Source organism: Pelatocladus sp., assembly GCF_059505505.1.
Map to the genome: position 1 here is coordinate 15,940 of NZ_JCACKS010000214.1, position 19,446 is coordinate 35,385.

15 protein-coding genes are annotated in these 19,446 nt (G+C 38.1%); 13 read left to right on the plus strand and 2 right to left on the minus strand.

What is annotated here, in order from left to right; genetic code table 11:
• Positions 1 to 80: 80 nt before the first annotated feature.
• The 12 genes from AC5JMK_RS18750 to AC5JMK_RS18805 all read left to right on the plus strand — a co-directional run bounded on the left by AC5JMK_RS18750 (position 81) and on the right by AC5JMK_RS18805 (position 15,675).
• The gene (locus tag AC5JMK_RS18750; RefSeq protein ID WP_495910790.1) at positions 81 to 1,709 is read left to right on the plus strand and encodes a PfaD family polyunsaturated fatty acid/polyketide biosynthesis protein; all 1,629 of its coding nucleotides are present in this window, start codon (positions 81 to 83) and stop codon (positions 1,707 to 1,709) included.
• 194 nt (positions 1,710 to 1,903) lie between these two features.
• Entirely contained in the window at positions 1,904 to 2,821 is a 918-nt protein-coding gene (locus AC5JMK_RS18755) for a hypothetical protein (protein WP_096678784.1), read from the plus strand.
• 53 nt (positions 2,822 to 2,874) lie between these two features.
• The gene (locus AC5JMK_RS18760) at positions 2,875 to 4,026 is read left to right on the plus strand and encodes a beta-ketoacyl-ACP synthase III (protein ID WP_096674809.1); all 1,152 of its coding nucleotides are present in this window, start codon (positions 2,875 to 2,877) and stop codon (positions 4,024 to 4,026) included.
• Between the two features lie 149 nt (positions 4,027 to 4,175).
• On the plus strand, positions 4,176 to 5,993 hold the full coding sequence (locus AC5JMK_RS18765) for an SBBP repeat-containing protein (RefSeq protein ID WP_096674811.1): 1,818 nt from the start codon (positions 4,176 to 4,178) through the stop codon (positions 5,991 to 5,993).
• A 65-nt stretch (positions 5,994 to 6,058) separates the two neighbouring features.
• Positions 6,059 to 7,276, plus strand: coding sequence for a hypothetical protein (locus AC5JMK_RS18770; protein WP_096674813.1), 1,218 nt, complete (start codon positions 6,059 to 6,061; stop codon positions 7,274 to 7,276).
• A 15-nt stretch (positions 7,277 to 7,291) separates the two neighbouring features.
• On the plus strand, positions 7,292 to 8,677 hold the full coding sequence (locus AC5JMK_RS18775) for an NAD(P)/FAD-dependent oxidoreductase (RefSeq protein ID WP_096674815.1): 1,386 nt from the start codon (positions 7,292 to 7,294) through the stop codon (positions 8,675 to 8,677).
• A gap of 117 nt (positions 8,678 to 8,794) precedes the next feature.
• Complete coding sequence (locus AC5JMK_RS18780; RefSeq protein ID WP_096674817.1) at positions 8,795 to 9,094, plus strand: phosphopantetheine-binding protein; 300 nt, start codon at positions 8,795 to 8,797, stop codon at positions 9,092 to 9,094.
• A gap of 237 nt (positions 9,095 to 9,331) precedes the next feature.
• Positions 9,332 to 11,203 carry a TubC N-terminal docking domain-related protein gene (locus tag AC5JMK_RS18785; RefSeq protein ID WP_096674819.1) on the plus strand — a complete coding sequence of 624 codons (1,872 nt, stop codon included), beginning with the start codon at positions 9,332 to 9,334 and terminating at the stop codon, positions 11,201 to 11,203.
• Between the two features lie 53 nt (positions 11,204 to 11,256).
• Positions 11,257 to 12,663 carry a phthiocerol/phthiodiolone dimycocerosyl transferase family protein gene (locus AC5JMK_RS18790; protein ID WP_096674821.1) on the plus strand — a complete coding sequence of 469 codons (1,407 nt, stop codon included), beginning with the start codon at positions 11,257 to 11,259 and terminating at the stop codon, positions 12,661 to 12,663.
• 50 nt (positions 12,664 to 12,713) lie between these two features.
• Positions 12,714 to 14,099 carry a phthiocerol/phthiodiolone dimycocerosyl transferase family protein gene (locus tag AC5JMK_RS18795; RefSeq protein ID WP_096674823.1) on the plus strand — a complete coding sequence of 462 codons (1,386 nt, stop codon included), beginning with the start codon at positions 12,714 to 12,716 and terminating at the stop codon, positions 14,097 to 14,099.
• 78 nt (positions 14,100 to 14,177) lie between these two features.
• Entirely contained in the window at positions 14,178 to 15,179 is a 1,002-nt protein-coding gene (locus AC5JMK_RS18800; protein WP_096674825.1) for an NAD-dependent epimerase/dehydratase family protein, read from the plus strand.
• A 25-nt stretch (positions 15,180 to 15,204) separates the two neighbouring features.
• Complete coding sequence (locus AC5JMK_RS18805; protein WP_495910785.1) at positions 15,205 to 15,675, plus strand: DUF2141 domain-containing protein; 471 nt, start codon at positions 15,205 to 15,207, stop codon at positions 15,673 to 15,675.
• Between the two features lie 294 nt (positions 15,676 to 15,969).
• Here the strand turns inward: AC5JMK_RS18805 and AC5JMK_RS18810 are convergent, their stop codons facing one another.
• Complete coding sequence (locus AC5JMK_RS18810; RefSeq protein ID WP_096674827.1) at positions 15,970 to 17,271, minus strand: RNA-guided endonuclease TnpB family protein; 1,302 nt, start codon at positions 17,269 to 17,271, stop codon at positions 15,970 to 15,972.
• 110 nt (positions 17,272 to 17,381) lie between these two features.
• On the opposite strand from AC5JMK_RS18810, the gene tnpA reads away from it, so the two are divergent.
• Positions 17,382 to 17,783, plus strand: a complete 402-nt coding sequence (gene tnpA, locus AC5JMK_RS18815) for an IS200/IS605 family transposase (RefSeq protein WP_096674829.1) — start codon at positions 17,382 to 17,384, stop codon at positions 17,781 to 17,783.
• Positions 17,784 to 18,055: 272 nt separating this feature from the next.
• Here the strand turns inward: tnpA and AC5JMK_RS18820 are convergent, their stop codons facing one another.
• Positions 18,056 to 19,174, minus strand: a complete 1,119-nt coding sequence (locus AC5JMK_RS18820; RefSeq protein ID WP_096674831.1) for a DegT/DnrJ/EryC1/StrS family aminotransferase — start codon at positions 19,172 to 19,174, stop codon at positions 18,056 to 18,058.
• Positions 19,175 to 19,446: the final 272 nt, after the last annotated feature.

Here is a 19,446-nt window from a genome sequence, read left to right on the forward strand (position 1 = left end):
TAAAGATATAAAGCTGGGCATTACTACTTCTTATTTTCATAAACTAGAGGGCTAATAACGTGAGTATTTTAAACACTGTAATACCTAAAAATCAAAATTATCTAAATTTTTCAGAGTTTAGTCGCAAGCAAAATCAAGTTTGGCAAGGTGCTTTAGATTCTGTCTCTTTTGATCAGGAAGCTATAAAAACTAAGCTACTGAATTTAGAGAAACCTTGTTACATTATTAGACTAGATGATGAAATTGGTGTAACCAACGAAGGTTACTTGTATCATTCCAATGGACAAACAGGAAAAGTGGAAATGCTCATAGCTGTTCCACCTCTAGCTATTCAACAGTTAGGCGATCGCAATTTCTTGGATTTTTACAATGTTAAATATGCCTATATGACTGGTGCGATGGCTCATGGTATTGCTTCTGAAGAACTAGTCATTGCTCTTGGCCAAGAAAGAATTTTAAGCTCATTTGGTGCAGGAGGACTAGCTCCTTCTCGTGTCGAAGCAGCTATTAAGCGTATTCAACAAGCTCTACCAGAAGGCCCTTACGTTTTTAACTTACTCCACAGCCCAAGCGAACCTGCGATTGAACGTAGTGCTGTTGATTTGTATCTCAAATATCAAGTGAGAACCATAGAAGCTTCTGCATTCCTAGATTTAACTGACAACATCGTCTACTATCGAGCTTCTGGGCTTAGTTTAAATGCAGCTAATCAAATCGAAATCAAAAATAAAGTAATTGCCAAAATTTCTCGCACAGAAGTTGCAAGTAAATTTCTTCAGCCTGCTCCTACAAAAATTCTCAAGCAATTAGTTGAACAAGGTCTGATTAGCGAATTACAAGCAAAACTAGCTGAACAAGTTCCAATGGCAGATGATATCACCGTAGAAGCAGATTCTGGTGGTCATACAGATAATCGTCCTCTAGTTTGCCTCTTACCCTCAATTTTAGAATTGAGAGATGAAATTCAAAACAAATACTGTTACCAAAGACCTGTTCGAGTTGGAGCAGCAGGAGGAATTGCAACTCCCCAATCGGCATTAGCTGCTTTTATGATGGGCGCTGCCTATGTTGTTACTGGTTCTATTAATCAATCTTGTGTTGAAGCTGGAACTTCTCAACATACAAAACAATTATTGGCTCAAGCCGAGATGGCTGATGTGATGATGGCTCCAGCAGCAGATATGTTTGAAATGGGAGTCAAACTTCAAGTTTTAAAAAGAGGAAGTTTCTTTCCTCTACGGGCGCAAAAATTACTAGATTTATACAAAACATATGATTCCATTGAAGACATCCCATTTGAAGAAAAAGATAAACTAGAAAAACAAGTTTTTAGAAAAAATTTGGAAGTTATTTGGAAGGAAACAGCAGCCTATTTATCTCAAAGAAATCCTGATAAATTAATCAAGGCTGCCAACAACCCTAAATTGAAGATGGCTCTAATTTTCCGTTGGTATCTTGGATTATCATCTCGCTGGTCTAACTTGGGGGAAAAAGGTCGAGAAATGGATTATCAAATTTGGTGTGGTCCAGCAATGGGTAGTTTTAATGACTGGGCCAAAGCTACTTATCTCGCTGAACCAAATAATCGGAGAGTGGTTGATGTTGCTAACCATATTATGAGAGGAACTGCATTTTTATTCCGAATGCAGAGTTTGCAAATCCAAGGATTACAAATGCCAGCTAACTACATTCAGTATCAGCCGAAATAGAAATTACACATTTTTCTGCCATTTATGTAATAACTTTTCCTAAGTAAATTGGCAGTTTTGATAAGTTGTGGATGCTCAGTTCCTCGATTTATTAAAGAAGCCGAGGATCTATAACTCCTCATAATTAATGTGGTGAAGTACTAGCTAGTTAGCTTGATTTGTATCGACCTACAATCATTTTTCCAATTACAGTCATGAAACGTGTATTGGTAGTTTATTACTCACAATCAGGGGATGTGACTAGCGCAGCTAAATCTTTTACCAAGTATCTTGATATACCAGAAGTCGAGCTTATCTGGGAGTGTATTAAACCAAGAGATGATTATCCTTCTCCTTGGAGCTTATATAAGTTTTTTGATGTTTTTCCAGAATGTGTGAACGAGGAGCCTCCAGAAATCTCTCCACCGAAATTTAGTCAAGATGATAAATTCGATTTAGTTATTCTTGCTTATCAGGTTTGGTTTTTAGCACCATCTTTACCAATTCAAGGATTTTTGAAATCCAAGTATGCAAAAGTTTTGAAGGATACAAAAGTTATCACTTTAGTAGTTTGTCGAAATATGTGGCACTCCGCCTCAGAAATTATGAAGAGAATGATTGCTGAAGTCGGAGGTATTCATATCGACAATGTGGTTTTGACTCACCAAGGACCACCTTTAGCTACCTTCATCACTACTCCCCGGCTATTATTTACTGGGAAAAAAAACAAATTTTTGGGAATATTCCCTGCTGCGGGGGTTACAGATGAAGACATCTATGCACTATCAAGGTTTGGCAAGCGTTTAGCCAACAATATCGATGTATTAAGTGATTATTCTCATCAGCCAATGCTTAAAGGACTAGGGGCTGTTGAAGTGAATCAACGTTATGTTATCCCGGAATTAATTGGGCGATTACTATATCATCCATGGGCCAAGATTGCTCGTTTTTTTGGTAAGCAGGGAAGCTGGAGCAGAATACCAATTATCTGTTTATTTGCGGTTCAACTCCTATTTGCTATTCCTACTCTTCTCTTATTTTCTACGCTCATGCAATTTCTTTTTGCTTCCTTGATTAATCAAAAAATAGCATTTTATCTTGAGCGTTTGAAATCACCAACTGGGGTGAAATAAGAGTTAACAAGAATTGAATTTTTTGAGTCCTATTAGTTTATTTGAGGTAAATTATGGCTTCAGCATACATTACAGGTTTAGGAGTTTTTCTACCTAATGAACCGGTGAATAATGACGAAATAGAAAACGTTCTTGGGTTCATCAATGAAAAACCCTCTCGGTGCAAAAATCGAATCCTCAAAAACAACGGTATCAAATCTAGATATTATGCAATAGATCCTAAGACTGGTAAGCAAACTCATACTAATGCACAATTAACAGCAAAAGCAGTGCGTACTCTTTCCAAAAATTCTAATTTTCCTTTACAGGAAATAGAGTGTTTAGTTTGTGGGACATCTTCTCCGGATCAGATTGTTCCTAACCATGGTCTGATGGTGCATGGGGAGCTTGGGTGTCCCCCTTGTGAAGTTATATCAACAAGTGGAGTCTGCTGCTCTGGAATGACCGCTTTTAAGTATGGATATATGAGCGTTTATTCCGGGTTGACAAAAAATGCTGTAACCACAGGTTCAGAACTTGTGTCAAACCAATTTAGAGCGAAGTTCTTTCAACCAGAAATAGAAGCTAAAATTCAGGAGTTGGAAGCAAAACCGATCATAGCTTTTGAGAAGGATTTTTTGAGGTGGATGCTTTCTGATGCAGCAGCAGCAGTGCTAATCACAGATACACCTCATCAAAATGGTATTTCATTTAGGGTAGACTGGGTTGATATTATCTCTTTTGCCAATGAGCTAGAGACTTGTATGTATGCTGGAGCCGTGAAGAGAGCCGATGGTTCTTTAAAAGGCTTGCGGGATGTTGAAAATCCAGATGAAGTCTGGAAAGAAAATTATATTGCCTTAAAACAGGATGTAAAACTGCTAGGTGAAAATGTGGTTCCCTATGCAATTCAAAAAGGTTTAGCACAAGTCCGAGACAAACATAACCTGAAATCAGATGATCTCACTTGGTATTTACCTCATTACTCATCAGAACATTTTAAGCAGTCACTCTACGATGAGTTAGTGGCAATTGGATTTGAGATTCCGTTTGACAAGTGGTTTACTAACCTAACATACAAGGGTAATACAGGCTCTGCCTCTATCTTTGTTATGTTGGAAGAATTGATGTCATCAGGAAAACTTGAACAAGGTAATAAAATATTTTGCTTTATTCCTGAAAGTGCTAGATTTTCATATGCTTATATGCTCCTGACAGTGGTCTAATTTGTGCTGCACAGCGACTCTAGTCAGTCGTCTGTCATGTTTATTGCCACTCATTAATAATAATGAGTTTAAGTTAAGAAATGGTGCTATTTTGACAAACGACTTGGCTCATCATCCAGAGATTGAAGTACTGCTCCAGGTGGAATCAGATGGAAAATCTATGGACAAAATTGGAAAGCGATATCAACGCCAATTTTGTAAGGATATTAAATGTAAACACACCTGGCAGTGACTTGCTTTTCAAGAACCAGAGCAGTGAACTCATGTGGGGTCGTTCTGGGAACGATACCTTTGTTGGTTTAAAACCTGGTAGTGATCATTCCGCTCAACCACAAATTGATGTTATCTTGGGTGATGCGGACTTAATGGCGGCACTAAAGGGTAGTCAACTTCACTGGGGCGATAGATTTGTTCTTGGTGATTGGCAACAGCCATATTATACCGACGGCAATCAAATCGACTTTGGTTTAAAACAATTTGCTTCAATTTTAGACTTCAATCCCTGGCAGGATAAAATTCAGCTACACGGCACTTCTAAGGACTACAAGTTACTTAATTCTCCCGCAGGAACAGCAATATTTTGGCAGCAGGGAATTGTACCTGATCTCATTGGGCTTGTACCTGGTATTCATCATTTGAGTCTTGAAGGAGACTACTTCCAGTACGAGGGTTATACTCCACCTCCTGGACCTGCACAAGCAAAGATTCAGCAATTGGGGACTACCGATGTTGACATAACCCTAAGTTCAGCTGCGGATACTTTTGGCAATTTATATGTAGCAGGAGTGACTAGCGGCTCTTTAGGAGGAGTCAATGCTGGCTCTAATGATGCTTGGGTGGCTAAGTATGACAATGATGGCAATCAGAAGTGGATTCAACAATTTGGTACTTCCAGTGCTGACTTAGCTACTAGTATTGCCACCGATAAAGAAGGTAACTTCTATCTAGCGGGAATAAGCAAAGGCGATTTAGGAGGAAATAATCAGGGACAAGAAAATTATGATGTCTGGGTGGGCAAGTATGACAGCAATGGTAATCAGCAGTGGATTCAACAGTTTGGGACTGAACTTATCGATGCTTCCTTTGATGTGACAATTGATGACAATGAAAATGTCTACCTCTCAGGATTTACTATCAGGCAACAAAAACAAGGACTTTTTTTTCAGCCTGATGTTTTCGCAGATGATGTCTGGATAACCAAATATGACAGTAATGGCAACCAGCTGTGGTTTGAAAAGTTTGGTACCTCAGAATTTGACGAAGCTTACGGTATTGACGTCAGTAATGATGGCAATATCTACTCTACAGGATGGACTATGGGCGATTTGGGAGGAAAGAATGCAGGGCTGTATGATGTCTGGGTTGCCAAGAACAACAACAATGGTCAATTAGAGTGGATTCGACAGTTTGGCACCAAGGATAATGAATTTCCCAAGGCAATTGATACAGATGGTCAGGGTAATATCTACATGACAGGATGGACATTGGGTAGTTTGAGGGGGAAGAATGCTGGATCTGATGACGCTTGGATAGCCAAATATGATAGCAATGGTAATCAGTTGTGGATAAAACAGTTTGGCACTTACGGTGATGAAGCCTCCTCAAGTATGAAAGTAGATCACAATGGCAATATATTCCTAGCAGGATATACCGACAACAATTTGGGGGGAAAGAATGCTGGATCTGATGATGCTTGGGTTGCTAAGTACGACAGTGACGGTAATCAGTTGTGGATTCAACAGTTTGGAACCTCTAAGTCTGATGCTGCTACCAATGTTACCTTCGATAACGTTGGTCACGTATACATCACAGGAACTACTGAGGGTTCTTTTGGAGGTATCAATGCTGGATCTGTGGACAGCTGGATAGCTAAACTCGATTCCCAGTCAGGAACTTTGCAAAACTTTAGTGGTACTCCAGAGCAGGTTAGTAAGAGTAACATTCTTATCGATAGCCTGCCAGTTTAGATATTTTTTAAGGATTTCATAGTACATAAAGTATTTGATTTTATAGAACTCATAAACACAGACATATGATAGATAACATTGAAGAATCAAATACAAAAAAACAACCTCAGACTACATCCGATATACATGTCAAGAAGCATTTAAAACTTACAGAAATCAACTATCGGCGTAACAGGGAGTCTAATTACACCGAGAAAATAATAGAGTTGGATCAAAACTTTAATTACAACAACCACAGAGATTATTATTGGAGCGATCCTGAGCTTTCAATTTTGTATGGTACTCCACTTTACGAAGCAGCTTCTTCCTCACAAAAAATTGCTCTCAATCATATTTTTTGGGTTGGAGGTTACAATCTTACTGCTGCTAGCGAGACTAATACAATTCTTTACAATCAGATTACAAGCAGCGTTTTTTACAATGCAGGTGACTACAATACCTTGTGCCATGAGCTGGATGTTGAAACTTCTCAGGAACGCTACCACATTCATGCCTTTCGCACGATTGGTGACATGACAGAGATGACCCTGCTAGGTAAGGTCATATGTGGAAATCCCCTTGCAGGAAATGAGTCCAAGGTGATTCAGAAGGGTCTGGGTGGGCGTTTGTCACCTGGACCTCTGCGACAGTTATTCAGCTTCAACTGGGGAAGTACGCCTTTCTTGGCATCTCAATATTATGCCTTACGTTTCACCGCCAATATGATTCTTAAGCTAACAGAACACCCTCGTTCCCAATACTTCCGGCTATTGGAGAACAAAGGCGAGTTTATCCCAGATCCTGTGGCTGTCTCTCATTACCATTTCTTGGATGAATCTTTTCACACTACAACTTCTCATCTGATCGCTCAAGATCTCTACAAAGACTTTCCAAAACCAACATCTTATGAGAAATTCATGGCTAATTTGGCAATCTACATGATGCAACTTACTATACTCAATGGGCTGTCTGCTGGAGCAGTTGCAAGTTTTTCTCCAGATAAAGTCTTTGTCATGCCCTTAGTTTATAAGATACTAAGAACTCCTCTATTTGATATGTCTAGTCAAGAAGCGCTCTGTTGGATAGAGAAGTGCTTCTGTCACGAACACGAAGGTTTACATTTGAATTTGAAGTACCACCAACACCTTTTCTCAAGTCTCTGCCAATTTTTCGACAAATTAGATTACACATGGTCTATCAATCGTGAGATGCGTGTTATGGCCGCAGGAGCTTCGATTAGCAAGACTGTCCAAGATAACACTAAATTCTTTGATAAATTCTCGAAATCTGTCGCTTGTATATAGAAGTCGAACAATTTTATGAATCACAGTGACTATGATGTCGTCATTATTGGAGGAGGTCCTGCTGGCTCTACTTTGTCTACTTTCCTGGTTCGCAAAGGACATCAAGTTTTGGTACTCGAACGCGAGAAATTTCCCCGTTTTCACGTAGGCGAGTCTCTTTTGCCTGCAACCCAGCTGATCTGGGAAAAGCTAGGAATCGCTGAGTCATTGCAGAATTTTGGTAATACATTTAAATATGGTACGGAAATTCGGATGGGGCTTAATCCACAGCAATCTGAATATGAGTACAGCAGACAAGAATTTTATAACATTCCAAGACAACGGCTTCATCAGCGTCCTTATGCCTATCAAGTAGAACGAAGCGAGTTTGATCTGTTTCTACTTAATCATGCTCGTCAAGAGGGAGTCACAGTTTTTGAGGAAGCAGTCGTCAAAGAAATCCTTTGGGAAGGTGACAAAGCAACTGGAATCCGTTGGAAAAACAAAGACAATATTGAATATATCACCAAAGCCAAATGTATTGCTGATTGCTCAGGGCGGTACGCTTTTATCAGCAGAAGCCGTAAATTCCTGACTCCGAACAAAACGATCAAAACCTCGGCTGTATTTGGACACTTCAAGCATGTCACTCGTGCCTCTGGTATCCAGCAAGGCTACTTTAATGGATACTTGATTGAAAACGGGTGGATCTGGTTCATTCCGCTTGCATCAGACATCATGAGTATTGGAGTGGTAATGAACGAGCCAGGAACAAGTTGGTGGAAGCAGAAAAGCTCAGAGGAAATTTTACTGACTTATATTAAGCAATATAAGTTTATCCAGGAGCGGTTTGAGCAGGCCGAACAATTTTCCAAAGTCCGAATGTTGCACAATCTATCCTACGCTTCAAAACACTCTGTGGGAAATGGCTGGATTCTTGTGGGAGATGCCAATTTCTTTGTTGATCCTCTTTTCTCTTCTGGGGTACACATCGCCTTTCGTTCAGCAGAAAAAGCAGCAGATGCTATTGATGGGTTTTTGAAGAACAATTGGGACAAAAAAGCTTTCCAATACTACCAAAAGTGGAGTCAGAAGGAGCATTTCCATGTTTCCACAACGATGGGACTCATGTACAAGATGCTGAAATACCGGGTTTCCATGGAGATTCTTGTCAAACTAACTGGCAAGTACAGCAATCACTGGGATAATCCACTACTGCGGCGCTTGGTTGCCTGGGGTAGTGGGTATTACGAAGAGTTCCACTTGGTACTTTATTGTTCTTGGATATTCTGCATTCTTCTGATCGCGATTGGCTGGGTGTATGAAAAGTTTTTGGGTATCTCAGCTTGGAATACTCATCATGAGTTCAACTCAGAATCACCACAGGCGATCGCAAAATCTGTAGGAATCCTTGAGAAATGAAAATGTTAGCAATTCAGTTCTATCAACCACTCCAGTTCATGATCTCAATCATCCAGAGCAATCAGTAGTTTCAACTGATTAGTTAGAAACTGTTCCTTTAATTTCACAGGTATAAATATGAATCAGTCGGTGATTAATTCAAGTGCCAAGCAGTCTTACACAGCAGAAGAAATACAAGCCTGGCTAGTCTCTAACATTTCTGAGATGCTAGGAGTTGAAGCAGATGAAATAGATATTCGAGAACCTTTAGATAGTTACGGCTTAGATTCAGCACAAGGGATGGTTATTACCAGTAGAGCAGAGAAATTGTTTGGATTTAAGATGTCTCTTATTCTGTTGTGGCATTATCCCACTATTGAAGCATTAAGCAAGCGTTTAGCGGAAGAATTGGTAGATTCGGAATCATTTGAGATTTGATTTTGATGAGTAATGCGTTAAATATTTAAGCACTAAAGTGTTTACTACAAACCTATCAAAAAGTGGTCTGTCCCATTAATTTTGATGAGTCGTGGATGTTCAGATCCCTGACTTATCAAAGAAGTCGGGGATCTATAAACCCTTAGAATTAATGCGGTAGACCACTAGTTAACCTTTTTCTCGAAAACTTGTTTCTGAAAGCATATAAATACAATCATATTGAGAGATAGAGAAACTATGAACGTACATGAACTTTTAGAAAACCTGACTCAAAACGGTATTGACTTGTGGGTTAACAATAATAAACTAAATCTTCGTTCTCCCAAGGGGGTAATGACACCAGAAATACAGGCTGAACTAACTGCTCATAAAACCGAAATTTTAACCTTGTTACGCGATAGAGATATTGCTCTCAAAGCCGCTTCTGTTCCATTAGATATAGGACTCAGTCTACAAACAATTGGTCGTATAATCGGGGGATTTATTCAACAATCAAATATGGAATATAAGCCACCAGTGATTGATCCTAAAGTTATGGCTCAAAAGCTAACAATTACATTTAGACCATTACCGAAAAATTATAAGCAGCTAGAAGTTATTAAATTCCAAGAAGAATTGGCAATTAAACTCAAGGATTATGGAGTAAAAGTTTTACCTTGGAAAGAAGCAACAACCGAATTAAGTTATGAAATTAATTTACCAATAAACCAATTAAAGAAAAACTTCAAAATTAGGAGTGTTAAATCGGAAATAGATGCAGTAATTGATGTGGAAAAATCTCCTCGTTGTATCCGAAAATTGGGTGTATTGGCAGCAGAGAGTTTGTATCAAATATATTCTCGCTTTATCTTAAAAGATCGAGAAATTTCTGTTTCTAGAATAGCAAAATTGAGTAGTTGGGCTGAAGACCATGTAGCAAAATACATTGAAGATCCTACCAATACTCAAGTAATTACTTTAACAGAAATAGATAAAAAATTTACAAATCCTTTAATTTCTTATCAAGAAAAAATCAATATTGGCTTAAATACTCTCATCAGAACATTTTCAGAGATGGTAATTGGAGTATCCAGTGAAAAAATTTCCATTTTAAATATGAATCTTTCTGATTCTGTATTTCATAAAAATGAGATCGAACACTTTGTTTTAAACTCATTAGTGCCTAAAGTTTTTGTGCCGATATATCCACTTTTGCTGAGTCGATTTACTTTAGGGCAGTATAATCCTCATGAATCTAGCTATGCTAAAAAACTAGTAAAATTAGGTAATGATCTGGCATCAACAGGTTTATTTCCACCAGGTTTTAAACTGTGTGAAGTTATTAAAAGAAAATCTCATAGAGATATTGTTAACGTCATTGTGAATGGGAGGACAGGTGTCTCTTATGGTTTTGTTGCTTATGCTGAACCTCCGCAATATGTTGGTAAGCCAGAAATAACTGAAAATGAGTGGCAAATTCTATTGTCGGTTGCGGGATTTAGTAGTGATGAATTTCGTCAGAATGACCAAGGTAGATATTACATCAAAACCAAGATCAAAGGAGAATATAGATTTAAACAGATTCCAGATATTTGGCTTGTCAGTTCTCGTTCTGGCTCAAACAAAACAAATTTAAATCTTGAAAGTGATATTATTCGGATTGGTTTGAAAGAAAAGTTATTTTTGCAATTACCACAGGGTATTCATCCAGAGTTAGTAGATATCAAACCTTCTTATGATATCTATGTCATGCTTGCTATTACTTTATCTGCTGCTTTATACACACCAGAAATGATTAAAGATGGTGCGCCAATCGTTCATTTCCACGGCTATCCAGCATCTGACTGGTTTAAAGCAAATGAATATTATGTTGGAATAAACAACCCTTCAGTTCCTTGTGGAACTTATGAATCAGGAGTACTAAATTTTTTGGGTATTTCTTGCATGGCAAATCAAGAGGTAGAAAATACAGCCCTAGTAAGTTTAGTAGAACCAGATCATGGCACAAATTTTATAGCTAATGATTTGGAGTATCTAGTAGAAAGATTGAAGACTGGGTGTAAACAAGGACAAATTGAACTTGGTGGAAAACATTTTGCTTCTTTGAAAGCAAAAGCCAGCGATCGCTAAAGCTGAATTGAATCAAACTGAGTACAAAGCATGAAATACAGCACATAATACTTATGCTCTACGACAGAGAACTTTCTCCTTTGGAGCAAGTTATAGAAATTGTGAATCGTCGTGCTAGCGCTTACAATATAGTCACGATTTGTCGAATCAACGGACTCCTCGACGAAGAAACCATCAGACAAGCTTTGGAATTACTACAACTACGTCATCCTCGGCTTAACTCTCGGATTGTTGATAAGTTAGATAGTCTGCGCTTTGAAACTGGAGATATCCAGATTCCTTTACGTGTAGTTAAAAAACTGCATTCACAACAATCACAGGAAGTTGTTTGGGAAGAACTCAATCAAAAAATTGAGAGTGACAAAACTTTAATGCGAGTTGTCCTTGTTCATCTCAAAAATGACAGCAACGTCAATTATTTGATTACAACAATACATCATGCGATCGCAGACGGTTTGTCATGTATACAACTGCATTCAGAACTTTTGAAATATTGCCAAAAAATCATATCTTTTGAACCAATAGAAGTTGTCAGCTTACCTGCACTACCATCGATTAAAAAACTCCTACCAGAATCAATGCAGAGATGGAAAGGTGCGCTGAATATCTTCTTGACCATATTCAAGCATGTGGTAAGAGATATGCGATACCGACCAAAAACTTTAAAGTTTGAAAAATTTGCACCCATAGAATCACGCCGTACTGGTATTGTCCACCGAAAGCTTAACAAAGAGCAAACCACACAATTAATAAATATTTGTAGAAAAAACCAGACAACTGTACATGCTGCTTTGTGTGCGGCGATGTTATTTGCAGCAGGTAGAAAAATCAATGCTGGCAAAAAAACGAATGTGGGTGTAAGCTGTTGGTCAAGCATTAATCTGCGTAACCGACTCAAACCAAAAGTTAGTGATGAGCATTTAGGTGTCTTGGTTTCCGGTGATATTTCCTGTCATACCCTAAAAATAAATACAGGCTTTTGGGATTTAGCGCGCAACAGAAGACAACAAATGGAAATAAATACAGAAGGTGATCAGGTCTTTTGTTCAGCTTTATTAATTGAGCCGTTAACCGATTTTCTAATCACATTTCCTCGCCAAATGTTTGCCACAGTAGGTGTCACAAATATAGGAAGAGTCAACATTCCTGCGGATTATGGTGTTTTTAAACTTGAAGAAATTAGCTTTGTTCCTGCATGGGGAGCATTTGGAGGTTTGTGTGTTGCAGTTCTCACTTTTGAAGAAAAAATGGTTTTGAATTTCATGTTTTCTGAGCCTGCAATTAGTCAGGAAACAGCAGAAGTTCTCGCCGATAATGTCCTTGCTTGTATTTTTGAGGCTTGCAACAACGCAAAATTCACTTTTTCCGATCAAATTGTTGCACTTCCTCGGCATCAGCTACCCTCAACTGCTCCTACTGCTTTGAGTGTTGCTCGTCGAGGTTCTGGACGCTATCAATAGCCATTATTTTGATTGTCCAATTTTAATAAGTTTTTAATACAAAGGTAATTATGCTCTATGACAGGAAACTTTCTCCCTACGAGCAAGCGATGGAGATTTTGAATCGTCGTGCGACAACATACAATATAATTACGATTTGTCGAATTAACGGACTCCTCAACAAAGAAATTATTAGACAAGCTCTTGAGTTGTTACAAGCACGTCATCCTCGTCTTAAATCGCGGATTATCGGGAAATTAAATAGTCTGCGCTTTGAAAGTGGAGACATCCAGATTCCTTTACGTGTTGTGACAAAGCTGCACCCACAACAGTGGCAAGAAGTTGTTCAGGAAGAACTCAATCAAAAAATTGAAAGTGACAAAAGTTTAATGCGAGTTGTCTTTGTGCGTCTGAAAAATGAGAGCAACGTCAACTATGTGATCACAACAATACATCATGCGATCGCAGACGGTTTGTCATGTATGCAATTGCATTCAGACCTTTTGAGATATTGTCAAAAACTCATATCTTTAGAACCGATAGAAATTATCAGCTTGCCTGCATTACCACCGATAACAAAACTTTTTCCAGACTCAATGCAGGGATGGAAAGGTCGCCTAAATCTCTTTTTAGGGATGTTGAGACTTTTGTTAAGGGATCTTCGATATCGACCAAAAACTTTAAACTTTGAAAAATTTGCACCAATTGAATCACGCCATACTGGTATTGTTCACAGAAAGCTCAACAAAGAGCAAACCACACAATTAATAAATGTTTGTAGAAAGAACAGGACAACGGTACACGCTGCTTTGTGTGCAGCGATGTTGTTTGCAACAGGTATAAAAATCAATGCTGGCAAAAAAACAGATTTGAGTGTCAGCTGTTGGTCTCCCATTGATCTGCGTCATCGACTCAAACCAGAAATCACTGATGAACATTTGGGTGTTTTGGTTTCCGGTGATATCTCATGTCATACATTAAAATTAAATACACGCTTTTGGAATTTAGCTCGCAACAGAAGACAACAAATGCAAGAGACTGTGGAAAGCGATCGCGTCTTTTGTTTACCCATGTTAACCAAGCTGTTAATTAAGTTTCTTCTGGCTTACCCTCATCAAGTATTTTCAACAGTCGGTGTCACAAATATAGGTAGAGTCAATATTCGTTCAGATTATGGTGTATTTGAACTTGAAGAAATCAGCTTTGTTACTTCTAATGCAGCATTTAGAGGACTGTGTGTTGCAGTTCTCACTTTTGAAGAAAAAATGTATTTGAATTTCATGTTTTCTGAACCTGCAATTAGTCAGGAAACAGCAGAAATTCTCGCCGATAATGTCCTTGCTTGTATTGTTGAGGCTTGTAACAATAAAAAATTCACTTTTGCTGATCAAATGATTGCCATTCCCCGGTATCCTGCTTTGAGTATTGTTCGTCGAGTCCCTAGACACCGTCAGTAAAAAATTTTCTGAATAGCAATCTTGATCTTTACAGCCTACATAACTTTAAAGAACTAGTTTAAAAAGTGAGTAAGTTTTATGAACCTCTCTGGACAAACACTTCTCATTTCAGGAATTGGTGGATTTATTGGCTTGCGGACTACTGAACTAGCCATAGCGCGAGGGATGAAAGTCCGGGGATTAGGACGTTCCGCAGAAAAAGTCAAAAAAGCACAACAACTAGGTGCTGAGATCATAGTTGGTAGTGTCACCGATCCTGCAACTGCTGAATTAGCTTGTCAGGGAGTAGACATCGTTTTGCATACGGCTGGTGTTGTCCAAGAAACTGGACAAATTAAGCATTTTCGTGAGATCAATGTGGGTGGAACCGTGAATATGGCTAAAGCTGCCAAAAATGCTGGTGTCAAAACCTTTACTCATCTCTCCAGTGCGATGGTTTACGGTTTCAACTATCCCGATGGCGTTACAGAAGAAGGGCCACTGCGTGGTGAGAATAATCCTTTCTGCCAAACAAAAATAGAAGCAGAAGCAGCACTCTTACAACTGGATACTCCACCAGATTTTGGAATCATCATTATTAGACCAGGAGATGTTTATGGACCAGGGAGTATTCCCTGGATAGTCCGACCAATAGTGATGATGCAGCGAAAATTATTCGCATTGATTAACGATGGACAAGGAGTTATCAACCATTTATATATTGATAATCTGATTGATGCCATCTTTCTTGCTATGGAAAAAGAAGTATATGGAGAAATTTTTAATATCACTGATGGTAAGAATACTTCTTGGAAAAAATATTTTACCAACTTAGCTGAAATAGCAGATTTACCTGTACCTTTTTCTTTATCAAAAGATGAAGCTAAATTATTTCTTCGGGTACGCGAACAGGGACAAAAACTTTTTCGGAAAAAGCCTGATTTGCTGCCAGAAACTATGGATTTTCTCTCTCGTCCCTATGCTTATTCTATTTCCAAAGCCCAAAGAATGTTAAATTTTGAAGCAAATATTAACCTAGAAGAGGGAATGAGACGCACCCAGAAATGGCTGCAAATAACAGATATTCAAAAATTAATTTAAGAAGTAAACTACTCCTTAAAAATATATGATTATACAAAAAATTACTCTCTTTCATCTGTTTGTAATCTCTAATTTTGTCATTTTGGGTTTGGCAACAGCAAATCAAAATTCCACTATCAACCTAACTGTTGTAGTAAATGGAATCCGTAATCAAAATGGGCAAGTTTGCCTGAGAATTTATAATAATGAACAAGGATTTCCCCTGAGTGATACTAGTGAAGTACAAAGTGGTTGTGTTCAAATTCAGGGAAGTTCTATCAAAAAAGAATTCTACGGATTGCAGCCTGGAACTTATGCTGTCGCCGCAGTAGATGATCAAAATGGAGATTACAAACTAAACAGAGACTTTCTAGGTATTCCACAAGAGGGTTTTGGTGTGTCTAATAATCCAACAATATCAGTTAAAACTGGTATACCAAATTTTAAAAACTCAAGTTTCCCACTGAGGAAGAATGCAACAATTAGGATTGCGATGAAATATTCGCTAGATCCATAAAAGATCAAGTTTGACTGCGGTGCGATCGCCATCAGTGCATAGTAGCGATTGATGCTATTGTGGCTTAAACGCCACAGCCAAAAGTGCATCCAAACCATCGTATCAAGGACAAACGGCTATAGATGTTGCATGAAAGTTGCATATACCTTTAAAAAATCATGCTTTTCTGGAATTCTTATTTATAGCTCAGCGAACCTTGTGCTCTTGGATTCATTTCCGCCAGTGATATTTTTTTACACTGGCTTTTTTTTCCTTTATATGAAAATATATTCTCTGTTATTGACACTCTCAGGTCTAAAGACACTGAGATTCTGCGGACAGAGTATACTTTGGTAGCACCCAAAGTCTAACTCTCGCTACGGTTGTCAAAGACCGTCTACCCAGTAAGCCTAAGTCTAAGCTTAGATTGCTGGCTACTTTTCTTAAAATATTTGCTGCACCATTTAAGTCAGCGTTAACAATTAGCCCTTTTGCTGACCGATACAAACCACGCTGTACACGCTTTCCCGATGCTTTCCACCCTTCCGGCTTTTCGCCGTACTTGGGTAGGGAGTCTCCATCTAAGTAGCTGGCTTTTGAAGTGTAGCTTTCTTCGGTTTCTTGGTATCTGATGCCGTGTAATTCACAAAGCTGTTTTAATCGGTCTTTAAGCTTCCCTAATGGCATTTGAACAAACTTTTGATTGTTCAATCTACCCATATCAGCGTTAGCTTTAAATCCATCATTCCAACCAATAACTAATGTTCCAATGCCATATTTAAGGCAATGGTCAATAATTAGCTTTGCTGCTTTGTTGATGCCATCACGCATTTGATGGTTACGTTTACGGGTTACACGGTCTAACCAGTTGTCCCAATAAGCTTCGGGTTTACCTTCTTTGCGTGTTGATACTTTTTTGTTCCATAGTTGATTCATTGCTTTCATTACACGAGCGTCAATCAACAAAGAATTCCCCAAAGTGTCAACACAAGCAGCGAGATTATCAGCAGTACCAAGGTCAATTGATAAAGCTTGATTAATGTCTAATTCGTGTTTTTGTTTTTCCACCTCATAAGACATCTCAAGATAAAAAGCACCATTTTTAGGAAGAATGGTAAACTCTTTAATCTTTGAGTAATCAATGTTTGATGGCATTGGTAATTTGAAATCTGACAAGCCAAACCACCGTCTCACAGTTAAGCCTAAAGAAAACTGTAGTTGACCATCAACAAGCTTGGGTTTTTGACCTCCACTGTTGGGATATGCCACCTTAAACAGCTTAGAACCCTTGAGGTAATCAGGTGGTTTAGGCTTAAAATGCAATTGTCCTTTGAAGTGTTTTTCTCTGAGTTCCTTAAAAGATTTAAAAGCTTCTAGCACTGATAACAATGTTTGCTGTGCTGGTGTAGATGGCAAAGATTGAGCAACTATTGATTTAGAAACTGATGGTTCATAAGCTAAATCAAATTTACCAGTTAATATTTTGCCAGTCTTAAAAAATGTTTGACGCGCAAAATAAACACCATTGTTGTAAAGCTTCCCTGATTGTTGACAGAGATACTCTAATAACGCTGTAGTTTCACCATCAGGAGAAAGTAAAACTTGTTGCACTCCCATCGTTTTTTTTGCTTTAGCCACTGGCTCGACTTTCCAGAACTTTGTTGATTTCTCTATAGTAATCGACTAGACTAAAAGTGTCAATAGATGTAGAGCAATCAACAGAGAAAATGTTAACGCAGGAAGATTACAAAACCCATAACCATGTTCAATTCTTGGTCAATTTCCATTTTGTGTGGATACCAAAGCGAAGAAAAAAAGTTTTAACTGGTGAGATAGCAACAAGAATTAGGCAGATTTTTGCAGAATTAGCAATAGAAAAGGGTTGGGATATTTTAGCTTTAGAAGTAGCACCAGACCATATCCATTTATTTGTTAGCGTCAAACCAACAGATACCCCGCATCTTGTAGTTAAAGCTTTTAAAGGACGCTCTAGTTACTACCTGCGAAAAGAGTTCCCATCCTTGTTAAAACTACCTTCTTTGTGGACTAATAGCTATTTTGTTAGCACAGCAGGCAACGTTAGTAGTGAGGCTGTCAGACGTTATATTGAAGACCCACATCACGGATAATACAAAGAACACGGTGGTTAAAACCACTCGTGTCGCTTCCCTCTCAGGTCTGTAGCTTGCTTCCCGTAGGGTAGACGCTGAGTTTCCCGCATACCGCGAGGTCTTATGAGAAAGCTGGTAGACTCAATACGGTTCGGATAAGACAAATCGATTAACTTTTAAATCCTGTACCAGACGCGATATATCGCGTCTGGTACAATCCCAAAATTATGACGAAAAATCCTTAACCGAACCGTATTGCTGGTGGACTTATGCAAACAATAGCCAAAACTCTAATTTTTAGTTCGCGTTCTTAAATTAAAGTAAAAGTTTTTTAATACTTCACATACATATTCAATTTCCTCATCTTTCAAATCGGGATAGCTGGGAAGATTTATCCCACGCCGACTAATATCCTCGGCAACCCTATGACGTTCATATCTTTGAGAATACATAGGCATAGTATGAACTGGGTAAAAAACTGGTCGAGTTTCAATACCTCCAACCTTAGCTAAATATTCTCTCAAGCTGTCGCGTTGACTTGCCTGGGGAGTGAGAATGGAAACCATCCAGTATGAATGAAAAACATCACCAATCTCAGGATGAACTTTTAATTTTGTGTCTTTTAAGTATTTATTGTATAGTTCAGCAATATGGTGCTTTTTTTGCAAAATATCATTAATTTTTTCTATTTGGGCTAAACCTATAGCTGCACAAATATTAGTCATACGGTAATTGTAACCAACTACATCATGCCAATACTCTCGATACTTAGCTAAACCTTGTCTGTTGAAATGAAGTGCATGTTCAAAGGTACTTTGATCGTTGGTGATTAACATTCCCCCTTCACCAGTTGTTATAGTTTTATTTCCATAGAAACTAAAAGTAGCTACATCACCAAAAGTACCTACATGCTGACTTTGATATTTAGAACCTATAGCTTCTGCACAATCTTCAATCAAAAATAGTTTATATTCATCAGCTATTTCTTTAATAACTGACATTTCACAAGGATGACCGTATAGATGTACAACTAAAATTGCTTTAGTTCTATCTGTTATACTCTTACGGATTTCTTGAGGATTTATTTGCCATGTATCAGGCAGAGAATCAACAAATATAGGAGTTGCACCTGTGTAAACAACAGCATTTACTGAAGCAATATAAGTTAGTGTTGGAACAATTACCTCATCGCCACAACCTATACCAAGCGCTAATAAGGCTAGATGTAAAGCGACCGTTCCATTACAAACTCCTGTAGCATGTTTTACATTAATATATTTTGCAAATTCCCTCTCGAATAAAGATACATATTTTCCCTTAGAAGAAATCCAATTAGAATCAAGACAATCGTTTACATATTTTTTTTCATTACCAAATAGACTTGGTTTATAAATAGGAATTTTATACATTTTTTAGCAAGTCTTTTTTAGTAAGCCTTTTGTTAGTCATACTTGAAAGCAAGTATTCTGAGAGATTGCAACAATAAAAAATTTGGATTTTATATAATTTAGTTACACAGTATTACTGCCAAAACTCTTATTTAGCGATCAACAGCTAAGAAAATAAATGGAGCTTGATTGGGAGCATCCCAATTTTTTCAATATACCGCTAACGGTTTAAACCGTTAGCTAATAGCACAAGTCGTCTGAAGACGACTCAAATAAATCAAGCTATGAGACTG

Coding starts and splice junctions, on each gene's coding strand:
- AC5JMK_RS18755 (WP_096678784.1), top strand. CDS start 1,904: ATGAAACGTGTATTGGTAGTTTATTACTCACAATCAGGGGATGTGACT.
- AC5JMK_RS18760 (WP_096674809.1), top strand. CDS start 2,875: ATGGCTTCAGCATACATTACAGGTTTAGGAGTTTTTCTACCTAATGAA.
- AC5JMK_RS18765 (WP_096674811.1), top strand. CDS start 4,176: ATGGAAAATCTATGGACAAAATTGGAAAGCGATATCAACGCCAATTTT.
- AC5JMK_RS18770 (WP_096674813.1), top strand. CDS start 6,059: ATGATAGATAACATTGAAGAATCAAATACAAAAAAACAACCTCAGACT.
- AC5JMK_RS18775 (WP_096674815.1), top strand. CDS start 7,292: ATGAATCACAGTGACTATGATGTCGTCATTATTGGAGGAGGTCCTGCT.
- AC5JMK_RS18780 (WP_096674817.1), top strand. CDS start 8,795: ATGAATCAGTCGGTGATTAATTCAAGTGCCAAGCAGTCTTACACAGCA.
- AC5JMK_RS18785 (WP_096674819.1), top strand. CDS start 9,332: ATGAACGTACATGAACTTTTAGAAAACCTGACTCAAAACGGTATTGAC.
- AC5JMK_RS18790 (WP_096674821.1), top strand. CDS start 11,257: ATGCTCTACGACAGAGAACTTTCTCCTTTGGAGCAAGTTATAGAAATT.
- AC5JMK_RS18795 (WP_096674823.1), top strand. CDS start 12,714: ATGCTCTATGACAGGAAACTTTCTCCCTACGAGCAAGCGATGGAGATT.
- AC5JMK_RS18800 (WP_096674825.1), top strand. CDS start 14,178: ATGAACCTCTCTGGACAAACACTTCTCATTTCAGGAATTGGTGGATTT.
- AC5JMK_RS18805 (WP_495910785.1), top strand. CDS start 15,205: ATGATTATACAAAAAATTACTCTCTTTCATCTGTTTGTAATCTCTAAT.
- AC5JMK_RS18810 (WP_096674827.1), bottom strand. CDS start 17,271: ATGGGAGTGCAACAAGTTTTACTTTCTCCTGATGGTGAAACTACAGCG.
- tnpA (WP_096674829.1), top strand. CDS start 17,382: ATGTTAACGCAGGAAGATTACAAAACCCATAACCATGTTCAATTCTTG.
- AC5JMK_RS18820 (WP_096674831.1), bottom strand. CDS start 19,174: ATGTATAAAATTCCTATTTATAAACCAAGTCTATTTGGTAATGAAAAA.